Here is a 23,040-nt window from a genome sequence, read left to right as displayed (position 1 = left end):
GGCTTGCTCGCGAAAGCGGTATAGCAGTCAACATTGATGTTGACGCTGATGCCCTCTTCGCGAGCAAGCCCGCTCCCACAATGGATCTCCTTTGTTCACAGAAGATCTTTGGGGCGGGATGAATCAGGTACGGAACCTGCGCACCAATACGTCCAGTTCATTCGACAACCCGGCCAGGCTCTGGGAGTCCAGGCGTGCCGAGTTGGCCAGTTCCGCCACCAGTTGCGCATCGCCATGGATCTGGCTGATGTGCCGGTTGATGTCTTCGGCCACTTGATGCTGTTGTTCCGCCGCCGTGGCGATCTGGGTGTTCATGTCGCGAATCACGTCCACCGACTCGCGAATCTGCCCGAAGCTGTTGCGCGCTTCGCCGATGCGCGTCACCGATTGCTGGGACACTTCCAGGCTGGCGTGCATCTGTTGGGTCACCTGGCTGGTGCGTTTGGCCAGGTTGCCCAGCAGGCCGTCGATTTCCGCCGTGGAGTCAGCCGTGCGTTTGGCCAGGGCCCGCACTTCATCGGCCACCACGGCAAAGCCGCGACCTTGCTCACCGGCACGGGCCGCTTCGATCGCAGCGTTCAGCGCCAGCAGGTTGGTCTGCTCGGCGATCGAACGGATGGTCCCCAGGATCGACTGAATGTCGTTGCTGTCGCGCTCCAGCTGTTGCATCGACTGGGCCGACTGTTCGATTTCCTGGCTCAGGCGATCAACGCTGTTCACCGCCGCATCAATCTGCTGCTGACCTTCGCGCGCCTGGCGCTGGCCACTGTCGGCGGATTCCGCCGCCTGGCTGCAAGAGCGTGCGACTTCGTTGGCGGTGGCGACCATTTCGTGGAACGCCGTGGACACCATGTCCACGGCTTCACGCTGGCGTCCGGCGGCTTCGGCCATGTCGCTGGAGACTTGGGTCGAACTCTTGGAGGTGTCGAGGATCTTGCCCGCTGCGCCACCGATGTTCTGGATCAGGTTACGGATCGCCGTCAGGAACTGGTTGAACCAGTTGGCCAGTTGCGCGGTTTCGTCGCTGCCACGGATTTGCAGGTTCTGGGTCAGGTCGCCTTCGCCCTGGGCGATGCCTTCCAGGCCGCTGGCCACGCTACGGATCGGGCGCACGATGAGGCTGGCAAAACTGGCGCCGACGATGGCGAAGATAACGGCCAGGACGGCAGCAATGATGGCGATCAACCAGGTCAACTGGGTGGCGGAGCTCATCACGTCGTTCTGTTTGATCAGGCCGATGAAGGTCCAGCCCAGTTGCTCCGATGGCCAGACGTTGGCCATGTAGCGCTCGCCGTTCAACTCCACTTCCACCAGGCCCTTGCCGGCCTTGGCCAGTTGCGCGTAGCCGTCGCCAAGGCTGTTCAACGGTTTGAAGTTGTGTTCCGGTTGTTTCGGGTCCACCAGGACCGTGCCGGTGTTTTCCAGCAGCATCAGGTAGCCGGTTTCACCGAGCTTGATCTGTTTGACGATTTCGGTGAGCTGCTTGAGCGTCACGTCGATGCTGACCACGCCACCGTTGGTGCCCAACTTGTTGTCGATAGTGCGCACGGTGCTGACGTAGGTCGCATCGTCCTGGGCCCAGTAATAGGCCTCGGTGCGGAACGGCTTGCCCGGTTTGGCCTGGGCCGCTTTGTACCAGGGGCGCTGGCGCGGGTCGTAGTTGCTCAGCTTCGGATCATCCGGCCACGACACGTAGCCGCCCGCCGCCGTGCCGAGAATGGCATAGGCGTAGGCCGGGTGGCTGTTGCCCAGGTCCTGGAGCAGGGTGAAGACTTTCTTGTCAGCCTCGCCCTGAGGGACGCTCTCGGCGTTGGCGGCCATGTAAGTCTTGAGGCTGTCGTCGGAGTTTCGGATCAGCGGTTGCCTGGCCAGGTAGTCGACGTTCTGGCTGATGCCGTCAAAGAACAATTGCATGGCGTTGCTGACCTGACGAATCTCGCGGGCACTGCCGTCGACGAATTCGTCCCTGGCATCACTGCGCAGGTTCAGCACAACGACGGTGGCGACCAGCACCACGGGCAGGCAGGCGATGATTGCAAACGCCCAGGTCAACTTCTGTTTGATGTTCATCCGCGCTCCAGATTTTCTTGTAGGCCCACGCAGTGCAGATGACTCGCGGTTTATTGGCAGCCGTAAACGTTCTTGGTCAACCCTGATCCTTGAGTGCGGCATCGCTTTTGTTGTGGCAGCGATTGTCGGACAAATCACTCTGTCACTAAGGACTTCGGCTGTTGGCGGAGGAAATTGAGGCCTGTTGGGAAAAATCCTACGGAAGGTATGAATTGTTGTGTCAGCTTCTGTCGCAATTGGCCTCAATGCCCTTGCGCAACAAGTGACGCAGGCTCGGCTATGATCTGGAACGACCCGTGGTGGTCGTCGGTTTTACCCGATGTATTTGGCACATTGTGTGCCTCTGCAATGTTCATAAGTCGGCAACCCCTCCCCCCGGTGAGTGGATTGCCGTATAAGGAATGACTTTCGCGTGTTTGGTAATAAAGGACCCACAATAAAAGCTGATGAAGACTCCAAAACGCATTGAACCCCTGATCGAGGACGGTCTGGTCGACGAGGTGCTGCGCCCACTCATGAGTGGTAAAGAAGCAGCTGTTTATGTGGTGCGCTGCGGTAACGAGTTACGTTGCGCGAAGGTCTACAAGGAGGCGAACAAACGCAGTTTCCGTCAGGCGGCCGAGTATCAGGAAGGCCGCAAGGTGCGCAATAGCCGTCAGGCCCGTGCGATGGCCAAGGGCTCCAAGTTTGGCCGCAAGGAAACCGAAGACGCCTGGCAGAACGCCGAAGTGGCGGCACTGTTCCGTCTGGCCAATGCCGGTGTGCGGGTGCCCAAGCCGTTCGACTTCCTCGAAGGCGTACTGCTCATGGAGCTGGTGGCCGACGAGTACGGCGATGCCGCGCCGCGTCTGAACGACGTGGTGCTGGAGCCGGACCAGGCCCGCGAGTATCACGCGTATCTGATTTCCCAGATCGTGCTGATGCTGTGTACCGGTCTGGTGCACGGCGACCTGTCCGAGTTCAACGTGCTGCTGACGCCGACCGGTCCGGTGATCATCGACCTGCCACAAGCGGTGGATGCGGCGGGCAACAACCACGCATTCAGCATGCTGGAGCGCGACGTGGGCAACATGGCGTCCTACTTCGGGCGGTTCGCGCCGGAGTTGAAGAAGACCCGATACGCCAAGGAAATGTGGGCCTTGTACGAGGCCGGCACCTTGCACCCGGCCAGTGTCCTGACCGGCGAGTTCGCCGATACGCAAGAGCTGGCCGACGTGGGCGGCATCATGCGCGAAATCGAGGCCGCGCGCCTGGACGAAGAGCGCAAGCAGGCGGCCCGTGCGGCGGACGATGCGCCACCGGGCAAGGCCGAAGAACCGCCTCCACCGTGGATGCAGTGATCGGATAAAGAAAAACCCGGCTTCGGCCGGGTTTTTTGTGGGGTCTCGGGAAGCACCAAAACCCTGTGGGAACAATTGGTCTATCAGGCGCGAGCCGGTTCAGCACAACACCCCGACTCCAGGTTTCTCAGAATCGGGCAATCCGGCCGATGATCGCCGTGACAGTGCTCAACCAGATCCTGCAAGGTGTCGCGCAACTGCCCCAGCTCACGGATCTTCCGGTTCAACTCATCGATGTGCTGGCGGGCCAACGCCTTCACATCGGCGCTGGCGCGCTGACGGTCTTGCCAGAGGGCCAGCAACTTGCCGACTTCCTCCAGGGAAAACCCCAGGTCCCGCGAGCGCTTGATGAACGCCAGCGTGTGCAGGTCGTCATCGCCATACACCCGATAACCGCTATCAGTGCGATGGGCCGCCTTGAGCAGGCCGATGGATTCGTAATAACGGATCATCTTTGCGCTCAGGCCGCTGTGGCGGGCCGCTTGGCCGATGTTCATCGGTTGTCCTCCAGGTCCTTGGGTTTCCAGGTTTTCAACAGTAGCGCATTGCTCACCACGCTGACGCTCGACAACGCCATGGCCGCACCGGCCAGCACTGGATTGAGGAAGCCGAGTGCCGCCAGAGGAATGCCAATCAGGTTATAGACGAAGGCCCAGAACAGGTTCTGCCGAATCTTGGCGTAGGTCTTGCGGCTGATCTCCAATGCGGCCGGTACCAGTCGCGGATCGCCGCGCATCAGGGTGATACCGGCCGCGTGCATGGCGACGTCGGTGCCGCCACCCATGGCGATGCCGATGTCGGCGGCGGCCAGTGCCGGGGCGTCGTTGATACCGTCGCCGACCATCGCCACCACGCCGGTTTCTTTCAATGCGGCGACCGTGGCGGCTTTATCCGCCGGCAGCACTTCGGCATGCACATCCAGGATGCCCAGCGCCTCGGCCACCACGTTGGCGCTGCCGCGGTTGTCGCCGGTCAGCAGGTGGCTGCTGATGTTCCGTGCGCTCAGTTGCTGCACCGCTTGCAGCGCCCCGGGCTTGAGGGTGTCACCGAAGGCGAACAGGCCCAGCACTTGTGGCTCGGGGGATTGTTCGATCAACCAGGACAGGGTCCGGCCTTGTTTTTCCCACGCGATCGCCGAGTCGGCCAACGGCCCGGCGTTCAAGCCGCTGTCCTCCAGCAGGCGACGATTGCCCAGCGCCAGGCGACGCCCTTCGAGACTGCCGGCGATGCCGCGGCCGGTCAGGGACTGGCTGTCGCTGACATCGGCCACTTTCAAGTGACGTTCGACGCAGGCATCCAGAACAGCCTTGGCCAGCGGATGCTCGCTGCCGCGTTGCAGGGCTCCGGCCAATTGCAGCAGGCTCGCCTCATTACCGTCGATGGCACTCAGATGAGCAATGCGCGGGGCACCGGAGGTCAGGGTGCCGGTCTTGTCGAACACCACCGCGCCGACTTCATGGGCGCGCTCCAGTGCTTCGGCGTCCTTGATCAGAATCCCGTAGCGTGCCGCTACGCCAGTGCCGGCCATGATCGCCGTCGGTGTGGCCAAGCCCAGGGCGCACGGACAGGCGATCACCAGCACCGCAACGGCATTGATCAGCGCGGTTTCCATCGGCGCGCCATATAGCCACCAGCCGATCAGGGTTGCCAGGGCAATCAGCAGCACGGTGGGCACGAACACCTGGCTGACTTTATCCACCAGTTTCTGGATTGGCGCTTTTGCCGCCTGGGCGTCTTCCACCAGACGGATGATCCGTGCCAGCACGGTTTCCGCACCGAGGGCCTGGGTACGCACCAGTAAGCGGCCTTCACCGTTGATCGCGCCGCCAGTGACTTTGTCGCCGGGCCGCTTGGGCACCGGCAGGCTCTCGCCGCTGATCAGGGCTTCGTCGGCGTGGCTCTGGCCTTCGACCACTTCGCCGTCCACCGGAAAGCGTTCGCCGGGTTTGACCAGCACCAGGTCATTGAGACGCAGGGAACTGATGGCGACCTCTTGCTCGTGGCCATCGGTCACCCGAATCGCCCGCTCTGGACGCAAGGCTTCGAGGGCGCGGATGGCGCTGGCGGTCTGGCGCTTGGCGCGACTTTCCAGGTACTTGCCCAGCAGCACCAGGGCGATCACCACCGCCGAGGCTTCGAAATACAGATGCGGCATGCGCCCGGCGGCGGTGGCCCATTCGTACAGGCTCAAGCCGTATCCGGCGCTGGTGCCCAGGGCGACCAGCAGGTCCATGTTGCCGGCTCCGGCGCGCACGGCTTTCCACGCGGCGATGTAAAACCGTGCGCCGAAGATGAACTGCACAGGCGTGGCCAGGGCGAATTGCGCCCAGGCCGGGAGCATCCAGTGCACGCCGAACGGCTGTAGCAGCATCGGCATTACCAGCGGCAAAGCGAGGGCAATCGCGATGATCAAGGCGCTACGTTCGCGATGCAGGCGCTGTTGCTGATTGTCGGTTGACGGGTGTTCGGCTTCCCATACGCTGGCGGTATAGCCAGCCTTGGTCACGGCCGCGATCAAGGCTTGCGGATCGACCTGTCCGAGCAGTTCCAGGTGGGCACGTTCGTTGGCCAGGTTGACGCTGACGCTTTTTACTCCCGCAACCTTGCCCAGCGCGCGCTCGACCCGACCGACGCAGGACGCGCAGGTCATGCCGTCGATGCTCAGTTCCAGATTCTGCTGTGGCACGCTGTAGCCGGCCCTGGCTACAGCCTCCATCAAGGCAGGCAAACTGTCGCTGGGTGCCTGGACCCGGGCCTGTTCAGTGGCGAGGTTGACGCTGACGGCACTGGCGCCAATGACTTTGCTCAAGGCGCGCTCGACACGCCCGGCGCAACTGGCACAGGTCATGCCGGCGATCGGCAGGTCGAACGTGGTGGATTCGGACATCGGTCGCACTCCCTGTAGTAGATGACCACAGGATCAACCTTGCCATGCTGGCAAGGTCAAGCACCAATCTTAAACGTGCCGCTGATCCCCTGTGGGAGCGAGCTTGCTCGCGATAGCGGAGTATCAGTCAACAGAGTTGTTGAATGTAACGGCCTAATCGCGAGCAAGCTCGCTCCCACCGGGGGATACAGATGTCAGTAGCCGAGGCCGGCGCGTTTCAGGTACATCCCTTCCTGCGTCATCGCGATCCGGTACTTGAGCACATCCCCGGCCTTGAGCCGGATATCCTGCGAGCCCGGCGCGAGCATGCCCGGATTGCAACCCGGCACCTGACCCGGGAGCAATTTGAGGCGCAGCGAGACGTTGCCGGGCGGCAAGTTGAACGAGGTGCTCTGCTCCTGAAACAGCCGCGCCGCCAGTTGATCGTGAATGTACACACCGATTTCGCAACTGGTCGCGACTTCCAGGCGCTCGCGGGAAATGATCAGCACGCCATAATCCTGACTGGCAGCATTGACCGAAGGCACGGCGGCGAAAAGGCTGAGAAAGCCAAACAGGCTGAAAACCGACCAGCGCATGGCTGAATCTCCTGAGTTCGAGTCATTGATGGACGCAGCTTGGCCGAGCCCGGCGCCGATTGCCAGCCCGGCAGCTAACGTCAGAACTTGACCTTGCCATGGTGGCAAGCCCGAAACTGGGTTCAATCCCGGAAAAGGAGTCATCCCATGCAAGTGTTCAACGTTGAAGGCATGTCTTGTGGTCACTGCGTCAAGGCCATCACCCAGGCGGTCCAGGCCAGAGACCCGGCGGCCAGTGTGCGGGTCGATCTGGCGAGCAGGGAGGTTGGCGTCGAAAGTACATTGACCGCTCAGCAAGTGATCGAGGCAATCAGCGAAGAGGGTTATGGCGTCAAGCTGGCCTGATTTTGATAGTTAGCGAGCTACCGGAATGTTCAAGGCGTCCATGCGCGGCTAGACTGTCGGGCTGCCGACTACTGCCCCACTGGATGCCTGATGAACTTTCGTACCATTCTGATTCTCGGCGCCCTGAGCGCTTTCGGTCCGCTGGCGATCGATTTCTATCTGCCGGCCTTTCCGGCCATGGCACTGGCCTTCGGGACGGACGAAAATCACGTTCAGATGACGTTGGCGGCGTACTTCCTCGGGCTGTCCATCGGTCAACTGGCCTATGGCCCGGTGGCGGATCGTTTCGGGCGACGCATTCCATTGCTCACTGGTGTCGGCTTGTTTACCGTCGCCTCCGTGGCATGTGCCTATGCACCGAACCTGGAATGGCTTATCGGTGCGCGTTTCGTCCAGGCCTTGGGCGGCTGCGCCGGGATGGTGATTTCCCGGGCGGTGGTCAGCGACAAATGTGATGCGGTGGGTTCGGCGAAAGTCTTTTCGCAGCTGATGCTGGTGATGGGGCTTGCCCCCATCCTCGCGCCGTTGCTGGGTGGCTTGTTGGTCAACACGACAGGCTGGCAGTCGATCTTCCTGGCCCTGACCGGATTCAGTGCACTGGCGGGGCTGGCGGTTGCGACGGGATTGCCGGAAAGCTTGCCGGCCCACATACCGCGTCAACCGCTGTCGGGTGCGCTGCGTCAGTACGGCCGGTTGCTGGCCGACCCCGTATTTCTTGGCCATGCCTTGACCGGGGGCATCGCCATCGCCGGGATGTTTGCCTACATTGCCGGTTCTCCCTTCATCATTATCAAGCTCTACGGCGTTCCGGCCGAGCACTTTGGCTGGCTGTTCGGCACCAATGCCGCGGGCTTCATTCTGGTGGCACAGGTCAATGCGCGGTTGCTGGCCAAGCGTGGTCCGGCCTTCTTGCTGGCGCGCGCAGTGTGGGTTTACCTGGCGGCCGGCGTGACGCTGCTCGCGGTCAGCTCCCTGCACACCGCACAACTGTGGCCGCTGCTGATTCCATTGTTCATCTGCATCGCCAGCCTCGGTTGCATCAGCCCCAACGCCGCGGCCTGCGCGATGAGCGGGCAGGGTGGACGGGCTGGCAGTGCGTCGGCGCTACTCGGTTGCCTGCAATTCAGCGTGGCTGCCGGTGCCTCTGCGCTGGTGGGGGTGCTGCACGACGGCAGCGCCGTGCCGATGGCCATGGTCATCAGCCTGTGTGGAATTCTGGTGGTGAGTGCGGCGATGCTCACCCGGCGTTTGCAAAATGCCCGGGCGCTAGCGCAAACCCAGGTTTGAAGCCGGAATCAGCCGGCTGCACGCTGCGGGTGGAGGACGGGAATCTGGTGAGGGGCCTGGATGCGGGCTTCGAGGGTACGCGTGAAAGCGCGAGCTTCTGCTTCGCTGCGGAACGTCACGGCATGTTGATCAAGGCGAACTTGCCACTGGGACTTTGCCAGTTCTTTTATCAGGATCTTCATAGCTGAACTCCTATCGTAAAAGACGTCTCGTAAAAGATGTCTCGAAAAAGACGTTACGCAAAAGACTGCCTCGCAGGAGATTCGATTGTAGTCCCGAATACGAGCACCATTGTGACAAGGGGCAACTGTCGGACTGACGGTTTGTAACTAAAAAAAACACGACTTTTCGATGGCGCCCACGGGGGTTGTCTGCGACCCGGACGCCCCGGTCGCAGACAAAAAAACGCGGCAGGCTGATGAAATCAGCGATGGTTTTTTTCAGCGTTTCAGAACCCTTCCAGCACAATCTTGCCCTTGGCTTTGCCGCTCTCCAGCAGGGCATGGGCACGGCGCAAATTGGTCGCATTGATCGTGCCGAAGTGTTCGCCCATGGTGGTTTTCAGGGTTCCGGCATCGATCAGCCTGGCGACGCGATTGAGCAGGTTGTGCTGCTCGATCATGTCCGGGGTTTCAAACAGCGAACGGGTGTACATGAACTCCCAGTGCAGTGACAGGCTCTTGCGTTTGAGCTTGGTCACGTCCAGCGACTTGGGGTCATCGATCAGCGCCAGTTTGCCTTGCGGTGCCAATGCCTCGACCAGTTGATCCAGGTGCTGGTCGGTCTGGGTCAGACTGGCGACGTGGGTGACCTGATCCACGCCGGCCCGCTTGAGTGCTTCGCTCAGTGGCTGGCCATGGTCGATCACCAGATCGGCGCCCAGTTCCTTCACCCAGCTTTGGGTCTGCGGACGCGAAGCGGTACCGATGACTTCAAGGGCAGTCAGTTGCTTAGCCAGTTGCGTAAGAATCGAGCCCACGCCACCCGCCGCGCCGACGATCAACAGGCTCTGGCCTTCATCGGTTTTGCCTTCGCGCACTCGCAGGCGTTCGAACAACAGTTCCCACGCCGTGATCGCAGTGAGCGGCAGGGCAGCGGCCTCGGCGAAACCGAGGGTCTTGGGCATGTGGCCGACGATGCGCTCGTCCACCACATGCAATTCGCTGTTGCCGCCGGCACGCGCAATGGAGCCGGCGTAATACACCTTGTCGCCGGCCTTGAACAGCTTCACTTCACTGCCCACCGCCTTGACCACGCCGGCCACGTCCCAACCCAGCACCTTGGCCGCGCCGCCTTCGGGCTGGACGCTCTGGCGCACCTTGGTGTCCACCGGGTTGACCGAGATGGCTTTGACCTCCACCAGCAAGTCGCGGGGGCCGGCAACCGGTTCTGGCAGTTCGATGTCTTGCAGAGCCTTGTCGTCACCGATCGGCAACGAGGCGTAGTAGGCAATGGCTTTCATGGGCGACTCCTGAACACTAATAAAGAATAGATTCGATAGGGGAGATGATTGGCTATTTCTCCTGAAGATAAAACCGGCTAAAAGAGCAGTCTCTTTCAATATTTTTTTGATAATCGGTGCTCTCGATGCTGCGTTTCGATGACTTGCAGTTGTTTGTCCGGGCGGCGGACCTGGGCAGTCTGTCCGCCGCCGCGCGGGGCATGGACATGTCGGCGGCAGTGGCCAGTGCGGCGCTCAAGCGCATCGAACAGCAACTCGGCGCCCGTTTACTGGCCCGTTCGACCCGAAGCCTGCGTCTGACCGCCGAAGGCGAGGGTTTTCTCGAATACGCCCGCGCGGCCTTGAGCAATCTCGACGAGGGACGGCGATTGCTGGCCCGTGGTCAGGACCAGGTCAGTGGGGTTCTGCAGTTGTCGGCGCCATCGGACTTTGGCCGCAATCTGCTACTGCCCTGGCTCGACGAGTTTCAACGCGAGCATCCGAAACTGACCGTGCGCCTGCTGCTGGGGGACCGCATCGCCGACCTGTTTCGCCAACCGGTAGACATTGCCCTGCGCTACGGTGAGCCGGAGGACTCCAGCCTGGTGGCGCTGCCCATCGCCCCGCAGAACCGCCGGGTGTTGTGCGCCGCTCCCGGCTATCTGGCACGTCATGGCGAGCCGCGGCATCTGGAGCAACTGGCTCAACACAATTGCCTGTTGTACATGCTTGGCAGCCGGGTCCACGATCACTGGAGTTTTCACGACGGCAAACGCGAAGTCAGCCTGACCGTCAGCGGCGACCGCTTCAGTGACGATGCCGATGTCGTGCGCCTTTGGGCCGTGGCAGGTGCCGGGATCGCTTATAAATCCTGGCTCGATGTCGCCGCCGATGTACTGGCCGGCCGCTTGAAGGTGCTGATGCCGGAGCTGCTCTGCGAGCGCGCACCGCTGAATCTATTGTGCGCCCATCGCGCACAACTGAGTAAGCCGGTGAACCTTCTGCGGGAAATGCTTGCCAGCCGCTGCGCCGTTTTGAGTAGTCAATTTCCGGGCTTTTCGGATATCGATCATTAGTCGCACAAAAAAAGAGAAATTTCTCTCAGGAGCGATCAGCACCTATGCCGGGCGGAGGACAGGATCCGACGAGCAACCCGCATATACTAGCGCCCTCATCAAATAAGTAGCGTCGAACCACCCATGGCGGGTCCACGTTCGGGTCGGCCCGACTGCATGGTCATCCGTCCGGCCTTCGCGGCATCGGCCAGGCAGCACTAAAGAGTGAGCAATGCGTTGCCGGGTTGATGGCAGTTTCCACGAATTGGCCGGCGACACATTACCGGTCAAGATGTTTCTGGGCAGTAGACGAAACGATTCAACAGGGAGTGAATACATGGAACATGCACCTTGCATCAGCCAGATCGCCACATTGCTGGCTGACCCAAAGCGCAGCGCAATGATGTGGGCCTTGATGGATGGTTCGGCACGAGCAACCGAAGAGTTGGCATTGCTGGCCGGCCTGTCACAGTCTTCGGCCAGTGCACACCTGGGACGTTTGTCCGCTGGAGGCCTGTTGAGGGTTGAAACCCGCGGCCGCAAACGCTTCTTCCGCCTGGCCGCTCCCGAGGTCGGGGCGGCAATCGAAGCACTGGCCAGCGCGACCTTCGCCAGCGCACCCCAGGATGTTCCCGATGTATTCAAGCGCAATGCGCCTCTCGTCAAACCCCGGGCGGTGCGTTCGTCATTGCTGAGTGCCCGGCTGTGCGACGATCACTTGGGGGGTACCCTGTCCGCCGATCTGTATCAGCGACTGGTGGAGGCAGGCTGGATCGAACATTTTGATCAGCGGGTCACGGTCACGCTCAAGGGCGCGGCGGAGTTGGCGGCACGGGGAGTGTTCATCCAGGCGCTGGCCCATCACAACGGCAGGGTTGCCTGCGCGTGCCCCGACTGGAGCGAAAGACGCCCGCACATGGGCGGCTCACTGGGCGCGGCATTGTTGCAGCTGTTCATGCAGTCGGGGTGGCTGAGTTTTCACAGCGATTCCCGAGCCTTGCAGGTGACAGCCTCCGGGCAACGGGAAATTCATCGTTTCGCCAGTGAGACCGAGCTGGAAATGGCGCTGTAGGAGCCGGCTTGCCGGCGATGGCGACCGTGATGGCCTTATCGCTGGCAAGCCAGCTCCTACAGGGTTTGCGTTTGCCTTCAGGGCTTTACCAACCGCGCATCGAGGCTGTTCTGCGCCAGGCGTCTGGCCTGGTCCTGGGTCATGCCCAGGTGGGTGTGCAGTGCATGGAAGTTCTCGGTGACATAACCACCGAAGTACGCTGGATCATCGGAGTTCACGGTCACTTTCACGCCGCGTTCCAGCATGTCGAGAATGTTGTGCTGCGACATGTGATCGAACACGCAAAGTTTGGTGTTCGACAGCGGGCACACGGTCAGCGGGATCTGCTCATCGATGATTCGCTGCATCAGACGCTCGTCTTCGATGGCGCGCACGCCATGGTCGATGCGCTGGATTTTCAGCAGGTCGATGGCTTCCCAGATGTACTCGGGCGGGCCTTCTTCACCGGCGTGGGCGACGGTCAGGAAGCCTTCGTGACGGGCACGGTCGAACACGCGCTGGAACTTGCTCGGCGGGTGGCCCATCTCGGAGCTGTCCAGGCCCACGGCGACGAACGCATCACGGAACGGCAGCGCCTGGTCGAGGGTTTTCTGGGCCTCGTCTTCGCTCAGATGGCGCAGGAAGCTCAGGATCAAACCACTGGTGATACCCAGTTGCTGCTCGCCATCCTTGAGTGCGGCGGCGATGCCGTTGAGCACGACTTCGAACGGGATGCCACGGTCGGTATGGGTCTGCGGGTCGAAGAACGGTTCGGTGTGAATCACGTTCTGCTCTTTGCAGCGCAGCAGATACGCCCAGGTCAGGTCATAGAAGTCCTGGGACGTGCGTAGCACATCGGCACCCCGGTAATACAGGTCGAGGAACTCCTGCAGGTTGTTGAAGGCATAGGCCTTGCGCAAGGTTTCGACATCGCTCCATGGCAGGGCAATCTTGTTGCGCTCGGCCAGGGCGAACAACAGCTCGGGTTCCAGCGAGCCTTCCAGGTGCAGGTGCAGTTCTGCTTTGGGCAGGGCGTTCAGCCAGTCGTACATGATTCTTTTCTCATCAGGTGCAATGGTCGCCATTCTACAGAGGGTTTCCGCAACAATTGGTAAAACCTGACCAGGCGGTTCACCACAGCGCTTCCGGTTCCCGTCGCGGAGCCCAATCGGTGACGATGGAGGTCAGCGCCATTTTCGGTCCGATGTACGCCATGTCCGAAGCGTAGCCCACGGCGTACACGCCGCGACGCTCGGCGGCCTGGATCGGTGCGGGGTTGTATTTGTTCAAGGCCAGCTGGATGGCGTTGATGTCGCGGATCATTTCCGGGATCAGGAACGAGGCGACGAAGCCGAATTTCGGAGGGGTGTTGGCAATGGCAGTCAGGCTGGCGCTCAGGCCGATGGTCACCGCAATGGCGCAGAGCAGCTTCTTCAACGGAGGGTTGTGCATGAATTCGGACTCCATTTTGTCGTGAGGTTGGCTGGGCTCTTTGGCTTGCACAGGGCAATGCAAACGGCTGACCAACAGGACAACAAGAACTTGAAGTCGCGGTGATGCCCTCGCGAGCAGGCTCGCTCCCACAAAAGCACCGCGGTCTCTATGGGAGCGAGCCTGCTCGCGACAGGTCGGTGAAGTGCGATAAAAGTGCATGGCGCTGCACAGCTGCCACCCACTGGTGCGCTAAGGCAAAACGAAACGTTAGCGTCACCCCATGGTTTTAATCGGTGTGGTGTCAGACGCCTGCGATAAGCTGCCGTGCCGCCTGGCTGTGATCAGCGATCAACCCCTTCAAGTCCAGCCCCTCGACCTGCCCGTCTATCACTCGCCACTTGCCGCCGACCATCACCCGATCCGCACGGTCGGCGCCGCACAGCAGCAGTGCCGAGACTGGATCATGACTGCCGGAGAAGCGCAGTTCGTCGAGCTTGAACAGGGCCAGGTCGGCCTGCTTGCCCACGGCCAGTTCACCGATATCGGTACGTCCCAACAGACTGGCCGAACCTTTGGTCGCCCAGCCGAGTACGCGTTCCGGAGTGATCTTCTCGGCGCCATAGCGCAGGCGCTGGATGTACAGGGCCTGACGTGCTTCGAGCATCATGTTCGAGGCATCGTTGGACGCCGAACCGTCCACGCCCAAGCCAAGCAAGGCACCGGCATCGGTCAGCTCGATGCTTGGGCAGATGCCCGAGGCCAGGCGCATGTTCGAACTCGGGCAATGGCAAATACCGGTGCCGGCGGCACCGAGGCGGGCGATTTCATCCGGGTTGAAATGGATGCCGTGGGCCAGCCAGGTACGCGGGCCGAGCCAGCCAACACTGTCCAGATAGTCCACGGTGCGCAGGCCGAAGCGTTGCAGGCAGAACTCTTCTTCGTCGAGGGTTTCCGCCAGGTGGGTGTGCAGGCGTACGTCGAGTCTGTTCGCCAGTTCGGCACTGGCCGACATGATTTGCGGCGTCACCGAAAATGGTGAGCACGGTGCCAGGGCGATCTGGATTTGCGCGCCTTCACCGCGTTCGTGGTACTCGGCGATCAGCCGCTGGCTATCGGCGAGGATCACTTCGCCTTCCTGCACGGTCTGTTGCGGCGGCAGGCCGCCATCCTTTTCGCCAAGGCTCATGGAGCCGCGGGTGAGCATGGCGCGCATGCCCAGTTCGCGAACGCTCTCGACCTGCACGTCGATGGCATTTTCCAGGCCTTCCGGGAACAGGTAGTGATGGTCGGCCGCGGTGGTGCAACCGGACAGCAGCAACTCAGCCAGCGCGACTTTGGTGGCGAGGGCGAGTTTTTCCGGGGTCAGGCGTGCCCAGACCGGGTACAGGGTTTTCAGCCACGGGAACAGCGGCTGATTGACCACCGGCGCCCAGGCGCGGGTCAGGGTCTGATAGAAGTGATGATGGGTGTTGATCAGGCCCGGCAGGATCACGTGCTCGCGAGCGTCGAACACTTCATTGCAGGGGGTGGACGGTTGCTGGCCAGCGCCCAGCACTTCGACGATCAAGCCGTCTTGCAGCACCAGACCGCCACGGGCATCGAGACCGTTGGCCGTGAAAATGGCGAGGGGATTTTTTAACCAGGTACGGGTCGCAGGCATGTTGGCCGGCTCCTCTGAAAGTTGGGTTCAGGGTTGCCAGCTCAGTGTTGCCCTGTCTGCTGATCCAGGGTCGCCGGGGAGGCGAGGTGCGAAGTGTCAAACAAAACGTTGCCGGGGGCAAGCCCGGCCCGACAGGACAACCCATAACCCTGTGGGAGCGGGCTTGCTCGCGAAAGCGGTGTGTCAGGTACATACCTGTCGACTGATACGACGCCTTCGCGAGCAAGCCCGCTCCCACATTTAGATTTGGGGTATTACCAGGGAATGGTCTCACCCCGGTAGTTGATGAAATGATGTCCGCCCTTGCCGACATACGCATTCACCTGATCAACCAGGCCACGGGTGCTGGTTTCGACGTCGATGTCCGCGCCTTCGCCGCCCATGTCGGTTTTCACCCAGCCCGGGTGCAGCGACAGCACGGTGAGGCTGGTTTCGCCCAGCTGAGTGACGAAACTGTTGGTCATTGAGTTCAGCGCCGCCTTGCTGGCCTTGTACAGTGCCAGTTCCGGCGCATCGGGCATGGTCACGCTGCCCAGTACCGAACTCATGAACGCCAGCACGCCGGTGTCCGGGCGGATGTGCTCGACAAAATGCTGGGCCAGGTTGATCGGCGCCACGGCATTGGTGAAAAACAGCTGGCCGACGTCAGTCATCGTCGCGCCACCGTTCGGTGTCTGGACATCCGGCCCCTTGACCCCGGCATTGACGAACAGCAGGTCAAACACATCGTCCTTGAGCTGTTGGCTCAGGGCGGACACCGCTTGCTGATCGTCCATGTCGAGCGTTTCGATCCGCACATCGCCCAAGGCCTGCAAGGCTTCGGCTTTTTGCGGATTGCGCACGGTGGCGGTGACTTGCCAGCCATCGGCCAACAGGGTTTTGACCAGCCCGAGGCCAAGCCCCCGGGAGGCGCCGATGATGAGTGCGGTTTTTGCCTTGGACATGAGTGGCTTCCTTGAAAATTCAGAGTCGTGGATTCAATGGACACTGTTGCCCGAGCCGTTGTTGCAACTCATCGCGCAGTGCGCCGAGTTCGGTCATGCGGGCTTCGATCAGTTTGAGTTTGTCTTGCAGCAGTTGCGTGACGGCCGCGTCGGGATCGGGCGACTGCCAGATTGCAGTGACGCTGTTGCCGATCTCGCCGAGGGTAAAGCCCAGCCGTTGAGCGGTCTTGATGTACTGCACCAGTTGCACCATGTCTGGCGGATAGTCGCGATACCCGTTGGCGCTGCGTTGCGCCGCGATCAACCCGCGCTGCTCGTAGAAACGCAGCGTGTCGCGGCTGACGGCGCTGGCCTGGGCTAATTCACCGATGCGCATCATGACCTCTCGAAGGGGGCTTGACCCTGGAGCATACTCCAGGCTTTAGCCTTGTTGCTCCCTGAATTGATGGAGCAATGTCGATGTGGACTGCAACGCAATATCGCCGCCTGGTGCAAGGCAGTGCCTGGTACGACCTGATCGTGACGGTCGCGTTTGTCACGCCGTGGAGTTTTGCGGCACTGCATGGGATTTTGACTAACGTGAGCCAGGCATTGAATTTACCCGGTGAGCTGCCGCCGTTCGAACCGCTGCACATGCTGATGGCGAATCTGCTGGGGTCGATTGTCTGCGTATGGGCGGTGTTGCGGATTCGTGATCCGCAGCAGATTTTCGGACGGTATGACGCCGTGGCCAGATTCCTGTTCTCGGCTTGGCAGGCTTATGCACTTGCCCATGGCGCGAGTTCGTTGTTGGTGGTTTTCCTGGTGTTTGAATTGGCGTGGGGCGCAGTTCAGGCGCTGCCTGTTCGGACGCCTTCGCGAGCAGGCTCGCTCCCACATTTGACCGGGTTCACACCCATCCAGCGTGGGCCGAGGCATTGAGTGCGCCGCTTTCAAATGTGTCGCACGGAGCCGGGCACCACAGGGGGGCAGTGCCGAGAATCAAGCCCTGATTTTGCTCGTACGGTTTTGATCAAAAAATGAGCAAATGACCACGAGCCGTGTTGTACACGGCTCGGCGACGGCCATGAACGGGTTATCCACAGATTGCTCCACAGTATTTGTGCGCAAGCCCAAAGCATGGGCATAAGCACTGAGTGGCTTTCTTCTAAAGGCGATAAACCGATGTAACTGTTTGTTTTTATTTGAATTTACTCTGCTTGATGGCAGATTGGACGAAAATTGAGCAAAGTCCGCAAAGCCGCATGACAGAAGGGTTACAGCCGTATGTGCTCAGGTTATCCACAGCCGGGTGCACAGCAGATGTGGGCAAGTATGGAATAAGTGAAAAAGCGCTGTGCCCCAAAAGATTGCAGCCTGGGCCGGAGCTTTTTAGCGCTGCAACAAAATACGCCCGCGACTCAAATCGGCCAGTTGTAATTGCAAGGTGTCGATTTGCACATCACCCACGGCCAACTGCAACTCGACACCGTTGGCGGTGAAGGTTTCCTCCACAACTAATCCACCTGCCTCCGCCACCCGCAGCTTGACCAGGGCCAACTCGGCAAACCCACAAGCGCAACGCAGCGGCACCCGGCTGATCAATTCGATCTTTGGCGCCGCTTGCAGGCATTTGTTCGCACCACCGCCATAGGCCCGGGCGAGCCCGCCGGTACCCAGTTGGATGCCGCCATACCAGCGAATCACCAGCACCGCGACCTGATCGCAATCCTGTGCCTCTATCGCCGCCAGAATCGGTCGGCCGGCCGTACCGCCGGGCTCGCCATCATCGGTGCTGCGATATTGATCGCCGAGCTTCCACGCCCAGCAGTTGTGCGAGGCATTCAAGTCACTGTGCTGTTCAATGAATGCCTGGGCTTCGGCCGGGCTGGAGATGGGCGCGGCAAAGGTGATGAAGCGGCTCTTGCGAATCTCTTCGCGGTGTTCGCAAAAACCGCTGAGGGTAAAAGGCATAAGAACTTAAATTGTCGGTGTCAGGCCGCAGCCCTTGAGAATGATGCGGATCAGGTTGTCCCCGGCGTCTTCCATGTCCTGCATGGTCAACCGGGTGCGCCCGGTGACACGGCAGATCTGCGTGGCGAAGTCGGCGTAGTGCTGGGTGCTGCCCCACAACAGGAAGATCAGGTGCACCGGATCGACCGGGTCCATTTTACCGGCGTCGATCCAGGCCTGGAACACACCCGCACGGCCCTGGAACCAGGCGCGATAATCCTGGTTGAAATACTCGGTCAGGCATTCGCCGCCGCTGATGACTTCCATGGCAAAGATCCGCGAGGCTTGCGGCTGGCGTCGGGAGAACTCCATTTTCGCGCGGATATAGCGGGTCAAGGCTTCGGCCGGATCGTCCTCGGCGGTGAGGGTGTTGAAGGTGCTGTCCCACAGTTCGATGATGTTGCTCAGCACCGCCACGTACAAACCGAGCTTGTTGGTGAAGTAATAATGCAGGTTGGCCTTGGGCAGCCCGGCGTTCTGGGCGATGGTGTTCATGCTCGTGCCTTTGTACCCGTGACGGGCGAACTCGTCTTCGGCGGCTTTGATGATGGTCTCTTCGTTTTTCTGACGAATGCGGCTGACGGATTTTGCGCCGTGGGCTGGGACTTCAAAGGTCATAAGCACTTCCGAACGGGTGGGTGGGACGGCCATTGCGTTGATATCGTACCCACCGGCTTCAGACAAGTCCTTATGTGGCGCAATGATCATTAACGCGTCGCGGCCAGGCTCTCCAGAAAGCTCTCCAGCACCAGATGAGGTCGACGCCCCTTGCGTGTGACCGACGCCAGGCTGAGGTCATAGAAGCGCGTTTTTTCTTTCAGCGCTCGCAACCGGCCTTGCTGCACCCAAAGACTCGCGTAGTGATCCGGCAGGTAACCGATATAGCGTCCGGTCAGGATCAGGAACGCCATGCCTTCGCGGTCCGAGGCGCTGGCGGTGCAATTGAGCGCCTGGTAGTGAGCCTGGATTTCCGCCGGCAAACGGAAGGTGGGCGCGATGGCGTCCTGGCTGTTCAGGCGTTCGTCGTCCAGTTGTTTATCGTCGACATAAAACAGCGGATGGCCGACCGCGCAGTACAACAGCGATCGTTCGCTATACAGCGGTTGATATTCCAACCCCGACAGCGCGCTGGCCTGGGGCACCACGCCGACGTGCAGACGACCGTCGAGTACGCCTTGCTCGACTTCATTGGGCGCGATCATGCGGATCTGGATCTGGACATCCGGGCCGCGTTCTTTCAATTGCGCGAGGGCATGGGTGATGCGCATGTGGGGCAGGGTGACCAGGTTGTCAGTCAGGCCAATGATCAATTCGCCGCGCAAGTGCTGGTGCAGGCCATTGACCTCGGTGCGGAAGCTTTCCAGTGCACTTAACAGTTGCAACGCCGATTGATAGACCTCGCGGCCTTCTTCAGTCAGGGAAAACCCGGCACGTCCACGTTGGCACAGTCGTAAACCGAGGCGTTGCTCCAGATCGCTCATCTGCTGACTGATTGCCGAGCGACCGATGCCCAGAACGGTTTCCGCCGCGGAGAAGCCGCCGCATTCCACCACGCTGCGAAAGATCCTCAGCAGGCGAATGTCAAAGTCGCTGACCTGGGCCAGCGGATCGGGACGGCGAGTGCTCATGCTTGTTACTCGAAAGTTTAGTAGTGGGCTGACTGAACATTAGAAAAGTTGCATTTCACCGACTTTATCCCCGTGGCAATTTAGCTGCAACAACGGTTTTCAATCCTTACGCCGCTTATTGCCTTGCGAGGTTTCGCCCATGAACCAGCCTGAAAACGCCCCGACTTCCCTGGCCAGCCAGCTCAAGCTCGATGCTCACTGGATGCCTTACACCGCCAACCGCAACTTCCAGCTCGACCCGCGCCTGATCGTTGGCGCTGAGGGCAGCTGGCTGATCGACGACAAGGGGCGCAAGGTGTATGACTCGCTGTCGGGTCTGTGGACCTGTGGCGCCGGGCACACCCGCAAGGAAATCCAGGAGGCCGTGTCCAAGCAACTGGGCACCCTCGATTATTCGCCAGGCTTCCAGTACGGCCATCCGCTGTCCTTCCAGCTGGCCGAGAAAATCACCGACCTGACCCCGGGTAACCTGAACCACGTGTTCTTCACCGACTCGGGCTCCGAGTGCGCTGACACTGCGGTGAAGATGGTCCGCGCTTACTGGCGCCTGAAAGGCCAGTCGACCAAGACCAAAATGATCGGCCGTGCCCGTGGTTACCATGGCGTGAACATCGCCGGCACCAGCCTCGGTGGCGTGAATGGCAACCGCAAGCTGTTCGGTCAGGCGATGATGGACGTCGACCACCTGCCGCACACTTTGCTGGCAAGCAACGCTTACTCCCGTGGCATGCCGGAGCAGGGTGGTATCGCCTTGGCTGACGAACTGCTGAAGCTGATCGAACTGCACGATGCGTCGAACATCGCGGCGGTATTCGTCGAGCCATTGGCCGGTTCCGCTGGCGTGCTGGTTCCGCCTCAGGGTTACCTCAAGCGTCTGCGTGAAATCTGCGACCAGCACAACATCCTGCTGGTATTCGACGAAGTGATCACCGGTTTCGGCCGTACCGGCACCATGTTCGGCGCCACCACCTTCGGCGTGACCCCGGACTTGATGTGCATCGCCAAGCAAGTCACCAACGGCGCGATCCCGATGGGCGCGGTGATTGCCAGCTCCGAGATCTACCAGACCTTCATGAATCAGCCGACACCTGAATACGCGGTTGAATTTCCTCATGGCTACACCTACTCCGCGCACCCGGTGGCTTGCGCCGCGGGCCTGGCAGCGCTCGACCTGCTGCAAAAGGAAAACCTGGTGCAGAGCGTGGCCGAAGTCGCCCCGCATTTCGAAAATGCGCTGCATGGCCTCAAAGGCACCAAGAACATCATCGACATCCGCAACTTCGGCCTGGCCGGCGCGATCCAGATCGCTGCACGTGACGGCGACGCCATCGTGCGTCCGTTCGAAGCCGGCATGGCGCTGTGGAAAGCCGGGTTCTACGTGCGCTTCGGCGGCGACACCCTGCAGTTCGGCCCAACCTTCAACAGCAAGCCGCAGGACCTGGATCGCCTGTTCGACGCGGTCGGCGAAGTGCTGGGCAAGATCGACTGATTTGACACAACACCTGTAGGAGCGAGCTTGCTCGCGATGGGCGTCAACGATGACGGGGGGCTGTCTGGATGAACGCGGCGCCCTCAGCATCTTCGCGAGCAAGCTAGCTCCTACAAAAGCTATCTATATAGCAGGCACCCGTTGAAGGGCGCCTGTGGACAACTTTTCAGGAGCTTCCATGAGCGTTATTCCGCATTTGATAAATGGCGAACTGGTGACCGAGAACGGTCGCGCGGTTGATGTGTTCAACCCGTCCACCGGCCAGGCCATTCACAAGTTGCCGCTGGCGACTCGCGAAACCATTCAGAGCGCCATCGATGCTGCCAAGGCTGCGTTCCCGGCCTGGCGCAACACGCCACCGGCCAAGCGTGCCCAGGTGATGTTTCGCTTCAAGCAACTGCTGGAGCAGAACGAAGCGCGTATCGCCCAACTGATCAGCGAAGAGCACGGCAAGACCCTGGAAGATGCGGCTGGTGAACTGAAGCGCGGCATCGAGAACGTCGAGTTCGCGTGTGCAGCCCCGGAAATCCTCAAGGGCGAGTACAGCCGTAACGTCGGCCCGAATATTGATGCCTGGTCTGACTTCCAGCCGCTGGGCGTGGTTGCCGGTATCACTCCGTTCAACTTCCCGGCCATGGTGCCACTGTGGATGTACCCACTGGCGATCGTCTGTGGCAACTGCTTCATTCTCAAGCCGTCCGAGCGTGACCCGAGCTCGACGCTGCTGATCGCCCAGTTGCTGTTGGAAGCTGGTCTGCCTAAAGGCGTACTGAGTGTGGTGCACGGTGACAAGACCGCAGTGGATGCGCTGATCGAGGCGCCGGAAGTCAAAGCGCTGAGCTTTGTCGGTTCGACACCGATTGCCGAGTACATCTACTCCGAAGGCACCAAACGTGGCAAACGCGTTCAGGCCCTGGGCGGCGCGAAGAACCACGCGGTGCTGATGCCGGATGCAGACCTGGACAACGCCGTCAGCGCACTGATGGGCGCAGCATACGGTTCTTGCGGTGAGCGTTGCATGGCGATCTCGGTGGCCGTGTGCGTTGGCGATCAGGTGGCGGACGCGCTGGTGGCCAAGCTGGTACCGCAAATCCAGGCGCTGAAAATCGGCGCCGGTACTTCTTGCGGCCTGGACATGGGGCCTCTGGTCACCGGCCAGGCCCGCGACAAAGTCAGCGGTTATGTAGAAGACGGCGTAGCTGCCGGCGCGACGCTGGTCGTCGACGGCCGTGGTCTGACCGTGGCCGGTCACGAGGAAGGCTTCTTCCTGGGTGGCTGCCTGTTCGACAACGTCACGCCAGAGATGCGTATCTATAAAGAAGAGATCTTCGGGCCGGTGCTTTGCGTTGTCCGGGTCAACAGCCTGGAAGAAGCCATGCAACTGATCAACGATCACGAGTATGGCAACGGCACCTGCATCTTCACCCGCGACGGGGAAGCGGCGCGTTTGTTCTGCGACGAGATCGAAGTCGGCATGGTCGGCGTCAACGTACCGTTGCCGGTGCCGGTCGCCTATCACAGCTTTGGTGGCTGGAAGCGTTCGCTGTTCGGCGACCTGCACGCCTATGGCCCGGATGGCGTGCGTTTCTATACCCGCCGCAAAGCCATCACCCAGCGCTGGCCGCAGCGTGCTAGCCATGAAGCTTCGCAGTTCGCCTTCCCTAGCTTGTAAGTAGAAGGGCGTAGAAGGCCGACCCATTGGGTCGGCCTTTTTGTTTTCGGGGCTTTTTTGACCTATATGACAGTTTTGTGAAAATAGGTGTTGACGGCAGATTCTGGAGGCCTATAATTCGCCCCACTTCCGGCGCAGTCGAAACGGAAAACTCCTTGGAAAACAAA

Annotated in this window: 21 protein-coding genes and 2 pseudogenes; 8 read left to right on the top strand and 15 right to left on the bottom strand. The window is 60.8% G+C overall.

Features of this window, described 5'->3' with window-relative positions:
* Window positions 1-123: 123 nt before the first annotated feature.
* A complete protein-coding gene (locus tag ACCD00_RS24885; protein ID WP_413427971.1) occupies window positions 124-852 on the bottom strand; it encodes a methyl-accepting chemotaxis protein in 729 nt (242 codons plus the stop codon).
* A gap of 129 nt (window positions 853-981) precedes the next feature.
* Window positions 982-2,070, bottom strand: a pseudogene (locus ACCD00_RS24880) (cache domain-containing protein); the annotation flags it as partial.
* Window positions 2,071-2,516: 446 nt separating this feature from the next.
* Between ACCD00_RS24880 and ACCD00_RS24875 the strand changes: the two are divergent.
* On the top strand, window positions 2,517-3,410 hold the full coding sequence (locus ACCD00_RS24875) for a PA4780 family RIO1-like protein kinase (RefSeq protein WP_413427969.1): 894 nt from the start codon (window positions 2,517-2,519) through the stop codon (window positions 3,408-3,410).
* An 83-nt stretch (window positions 3,411-3,493) separates the two neighbouring features.
* Here ACCD00_RS24875 and cueR read toward each other — a convergent pair whose 3' ends face one another.
* The 3 genes from cueR to ACCD00_RS24860 form a co-directional block, all read right to left on the bottom strand.
* Window positions 3,494-3,907, bottom strand: coding sequence for a Cu(I)-responsive transcriptional regulator (gene cueR / locus ACCD00_RS24870; RefSeq protein WP_413427968.1), 414 nt, complete (start codon window positions 3,905-3,907; stop codon window positions 3,494-3,496).
* Window positions 3,904-6,297 carry a heavy metal translocating P-type ATPase gene (locus ACCD00_RS24865; protein ID WP_413427967.1) on the bottom strand — a complete coding sequence of 798 codons (2,394 nt, stop codon included), beginning with the start codon at window positions 6,295-6,297 and terminating at the stop codon, window positions 3,904-3,906. The genes cueR and ACCD00_RS24865 overlap by 4 nt, the downstream gene beginning before the upstream one ends.
* Window positions 6,298-6,491: 194 nt before the next feature.
* Entirely contained in the window at window positions 6,492-6,875 is a 384-nt protein-coding gene (locus ACCD00_RS24860) for a hypothetical protein (RefSeq protein WP_413427966.1), read from the bottom strand.
* Between the two features lie 147 nt (window positions 6,876-7,022).
* Between ACCD00_RS24860 and ACCD00_RS24855 the strand changes: the two genes are divergently transcribed.
* Together ACCD00_RS24855 and ACCD00_RS24850 are read left to right on the top strand one after the other, a co-directional pair.
* Complete coding sequence (locus ACCD00_RS24855) at window positions 7,023-7,220, top strand: heavy-metal-associated domain-containing protein (protein WP_413427965.1); 198 nt, start codon at window positions 7,023-7,025, stop codon at window positions 7,218-7,220.
* 90 nt (window positions 7,221-7,310) lie between these two features.
* Window positions 7,311-8,507, top strand: coding sequence for a multidrug effflux MFS transporter (locus ACCD00_RS24850; protein ID WP_413427964.1), 1,197 nt, complete (start codon window positions 7,311-7,313; stop codon window positions 8,505-8,507).
* Between the two features lie 8 nt (window positions 8,508-8,515).
* Here ACCD00_RS24850 and ACCD00_RS24845 read toward each other — a convergent pair whose 3' ends face one another.
* Both ACCD00_RS24845 and ACCD00_RS24840 read right to left on the bottom strand, forming a co-directional pair.
* Window positions 8,516-8,689, bottom strand: coding sequence for a hypothetical protein (locus ACCD00_RS24845; protein ID WP_008021930.1), 174 nt, complete (start codon window positions 8,687-8,689; stop codon window positions 8,516-8,518).
* A gap of 266 nt (window positions 8,690-8,955) precedes the next feature.
* A complete protein-coding gene (locus tag ACCD00_RS24840) occupies window positions 8,956-9,969 on the bottom strand; it encodes a zinc-binding alcohol dehydrogenase family protein (RefSeq protein ID WP_413427963.1) in 1,014 nt (337 codons plus the stop codon).
* A gap of 125 nt (window positions 9,970-10,094) precedes the next feature.
* Between ACCD00_RS24840 and ACCD00_RS24835 the strand changes: the two genes are divergently transcribed.
* Window positions 10,095-11,024: a LysR family transcriptional regulator gene (locus tag ACCD00_RS24835; RefSeq protein ID WP_413427962.1), complete on the top strand. Its 930-nt coding sequence runs from the start codon at window positions 10,095-10,097 to the stop codon at window positions 11,022-11,024.
* 316 nt (window positions 11,025-11,340) lie between these two features.
* On the top strand, window positions 11,341-12,075 hold the full coding sequence (locus tag ACCD00_RS24830) for an ArsR/SmtB family transcription factor (protein WP_413427961.1): 735 nt from the start codon (window positions 11,341-11,343) through the stop codon (window positions 12,073-12,075).
* A 77-nt stretch (window positions 12,076-12,152) separates the two neighbouring features.
* Here ACCD00_RS24830 and ACCD00_RS24825 read toward each other — a convergent pair whose 3' ends face one another.
* The 5 genes and pseudogenes from ACCD00_RS24825 to ACCD00_RS24805 all read right to left on the bottom strand — a co-directional run bounded on the left by ACCD00_RS24825 (window position 12,153) and on the right by ACCD00_RS24805 (window position 16,468).
* Window positions 12,153-13,106 carry an adenosine deaminase gene (locus ACCD00_RS24825; protein WP_015093335.1) on the bottom strand — a complete coding sequence of 318 codons (954 nt, stop codon included), beginning with the start codon at window positions 13,104-13,106 and terminating at the stop codon, window positions 12,153-12,155.
* Window positions 13,107-13,212: 106 nt separating this feature from the next.
* A pseudogene (locus ACCD00_RS24820) lies at window positions 13,213-13,413 on the bottom strand (BMP family ABC transporter substrate-binding protein); the annotation flags it as partial.
* A 376-nt stretch (window positions 13,414-13,789) separates the two neighbouring features.
* Complete coding sequence (locus ACCD00_RS24815; protein ID WP_413427960.1) at window positions 13,790-15,148, bottom strand: 8-oxoguanine deaminase; 1,359 nt, start codon at window positions 15,146-15,148, stop codon at window positions 13,790-13,792.
* Between the two features lie 254 nt (window positions 15,149-15,402).
* Entirely contained in the window at window positions 15,403-16,092 is a 690-nt protein-coding gene (locus ACCD00_RS24810; protein WP_413427959.1) for an SDR family oxidoreductase, read from the bottom strand.
* Window positions 16,093-16,111: 19 nt separating this feature from the next.
* A complete protein-coding gene (locus tag ACCD00_RS24805; RefSeq protein ID WP_413427970.1) occupies window positions 16,112-16,468 on the bottom strand; it encodes a MerR family transcriptional regulator in 357 nt (118 codons plus the stop codon).
* Window positions 16,469-16,551: 83 nt separating this feature from the next.
* Between ACCD00_RS24805 and ACCD00_RS24800 the strand changes: the two genes are divergently transcribed.
* Window positions 16,552-17,013 (top strand): hypothetical protein, encoded by a 462-nt coding sequence (locus ACCD00_RS24800; RefSeq protein ID WP_413427958.1) that lies wholly within the window; start codon window positions 16,552-16,554, stop codon window positions 17,011-17,013.
* A gap of 450 nt (window positions 17,014-17,463) precedes the next feature.
* Here ACCD00_RS24800 and ACCD00_RS24795 read toward each other — a convergent pair whose 3' ends face one another.
* The 3 genes from ACCD00_RS24795 to ACCD00_RS24785 all read right to left on the bottom strand — a co-directional run bounded on the left by ACCD00_RS24795 (window position 17,464) and on the right by ACCD00_RS24785 (window position 19,712).
* Window positions 17,464-18,045 (bottom strand): IMPACT family protein, encoded by a 582-nt coding sequence (locus ACCD00_RS24795; protein ID WP_413427957.1) that lies wholly within the window; start codon window positions 18,043-18,045, stop codon window positions 17,464-17,466.
* Window positions 18,046-18,051: 6 nt separating this feature from the next.
* Window positions 18,052-18,702 (bottom strand): TetR/AcrR family transcriptional regulator, encoded by a 651-nt coding sequence (locus ACCD00_RS24790; RefSeq protein ID WP_413427956.1) that lies wholly within the window; start codon window positions 18,700-18,702, stop codon window positions 18,052-18,054.
* An 89-nt stretch (window positions 18,703-18,791) separates the two neighbouring features.
* Window positions 18,792-19,712, bottom strand: a complete 921-nt coding sequence (locus ACCD00_RS24785; RefSeq protein WP_150815110.1) for a LysR family transcriptional regulator — start codon at window positions 19,710-19,712, stop codon at window positions 18,792-18,794.
* Between the two features lie 139 nt (window positions 19,713-19,851).
* Between ACCD00_RS24785 and ACCD00_RS24780 the strand changes: the two genes are divergently transcribed.
* Window positions 19,852-21,201 (top strand): aspartate aminotransferase family protein, encoded by a 1,350-nt coding sequence (locus ACCD00_RS24780; RefSeq protein WP_413427955.1) that lies wholly within the window; start codon window positions 19,852-19,854, stop codon window positions 21,199-21,201.
* 178 nt (window positions 21,202-21,379) lie between these two features.
* Window positions 21,380-22,873: a CoA-acylating methylmalonate-semialdehyde dehydrogenase gene (locus tag ACCD00_RS24775; protein WP_008021905.1), complete on the top strand. Its 1,494-nt coding sequence runs from the start codon at window positions 21,380-21,382 to the stop codon at window positions 22,871-22,873.
* Window positions 22,874-23,040 lie beyond the last annotated feature (167 nt).

Source organism: Pseudomonas sp. Pseusp3, from assembly GCF_047304225.1.
In the GTDB taxonomy this organism is placed as follows: domain Bacteria; phylum Pseudomonadota; class Gammaproteobacteria; order Pseudomonadales; family Pseudomonadaceae; genus Aquipseudomonas; species Aquipseudomonas fluorescens_CD.
The sequence above is the reverse complement of the archived record's forward strand: the minus strand, read 5'-3'. Positions and strand labels throughout refer to the sequence as shown.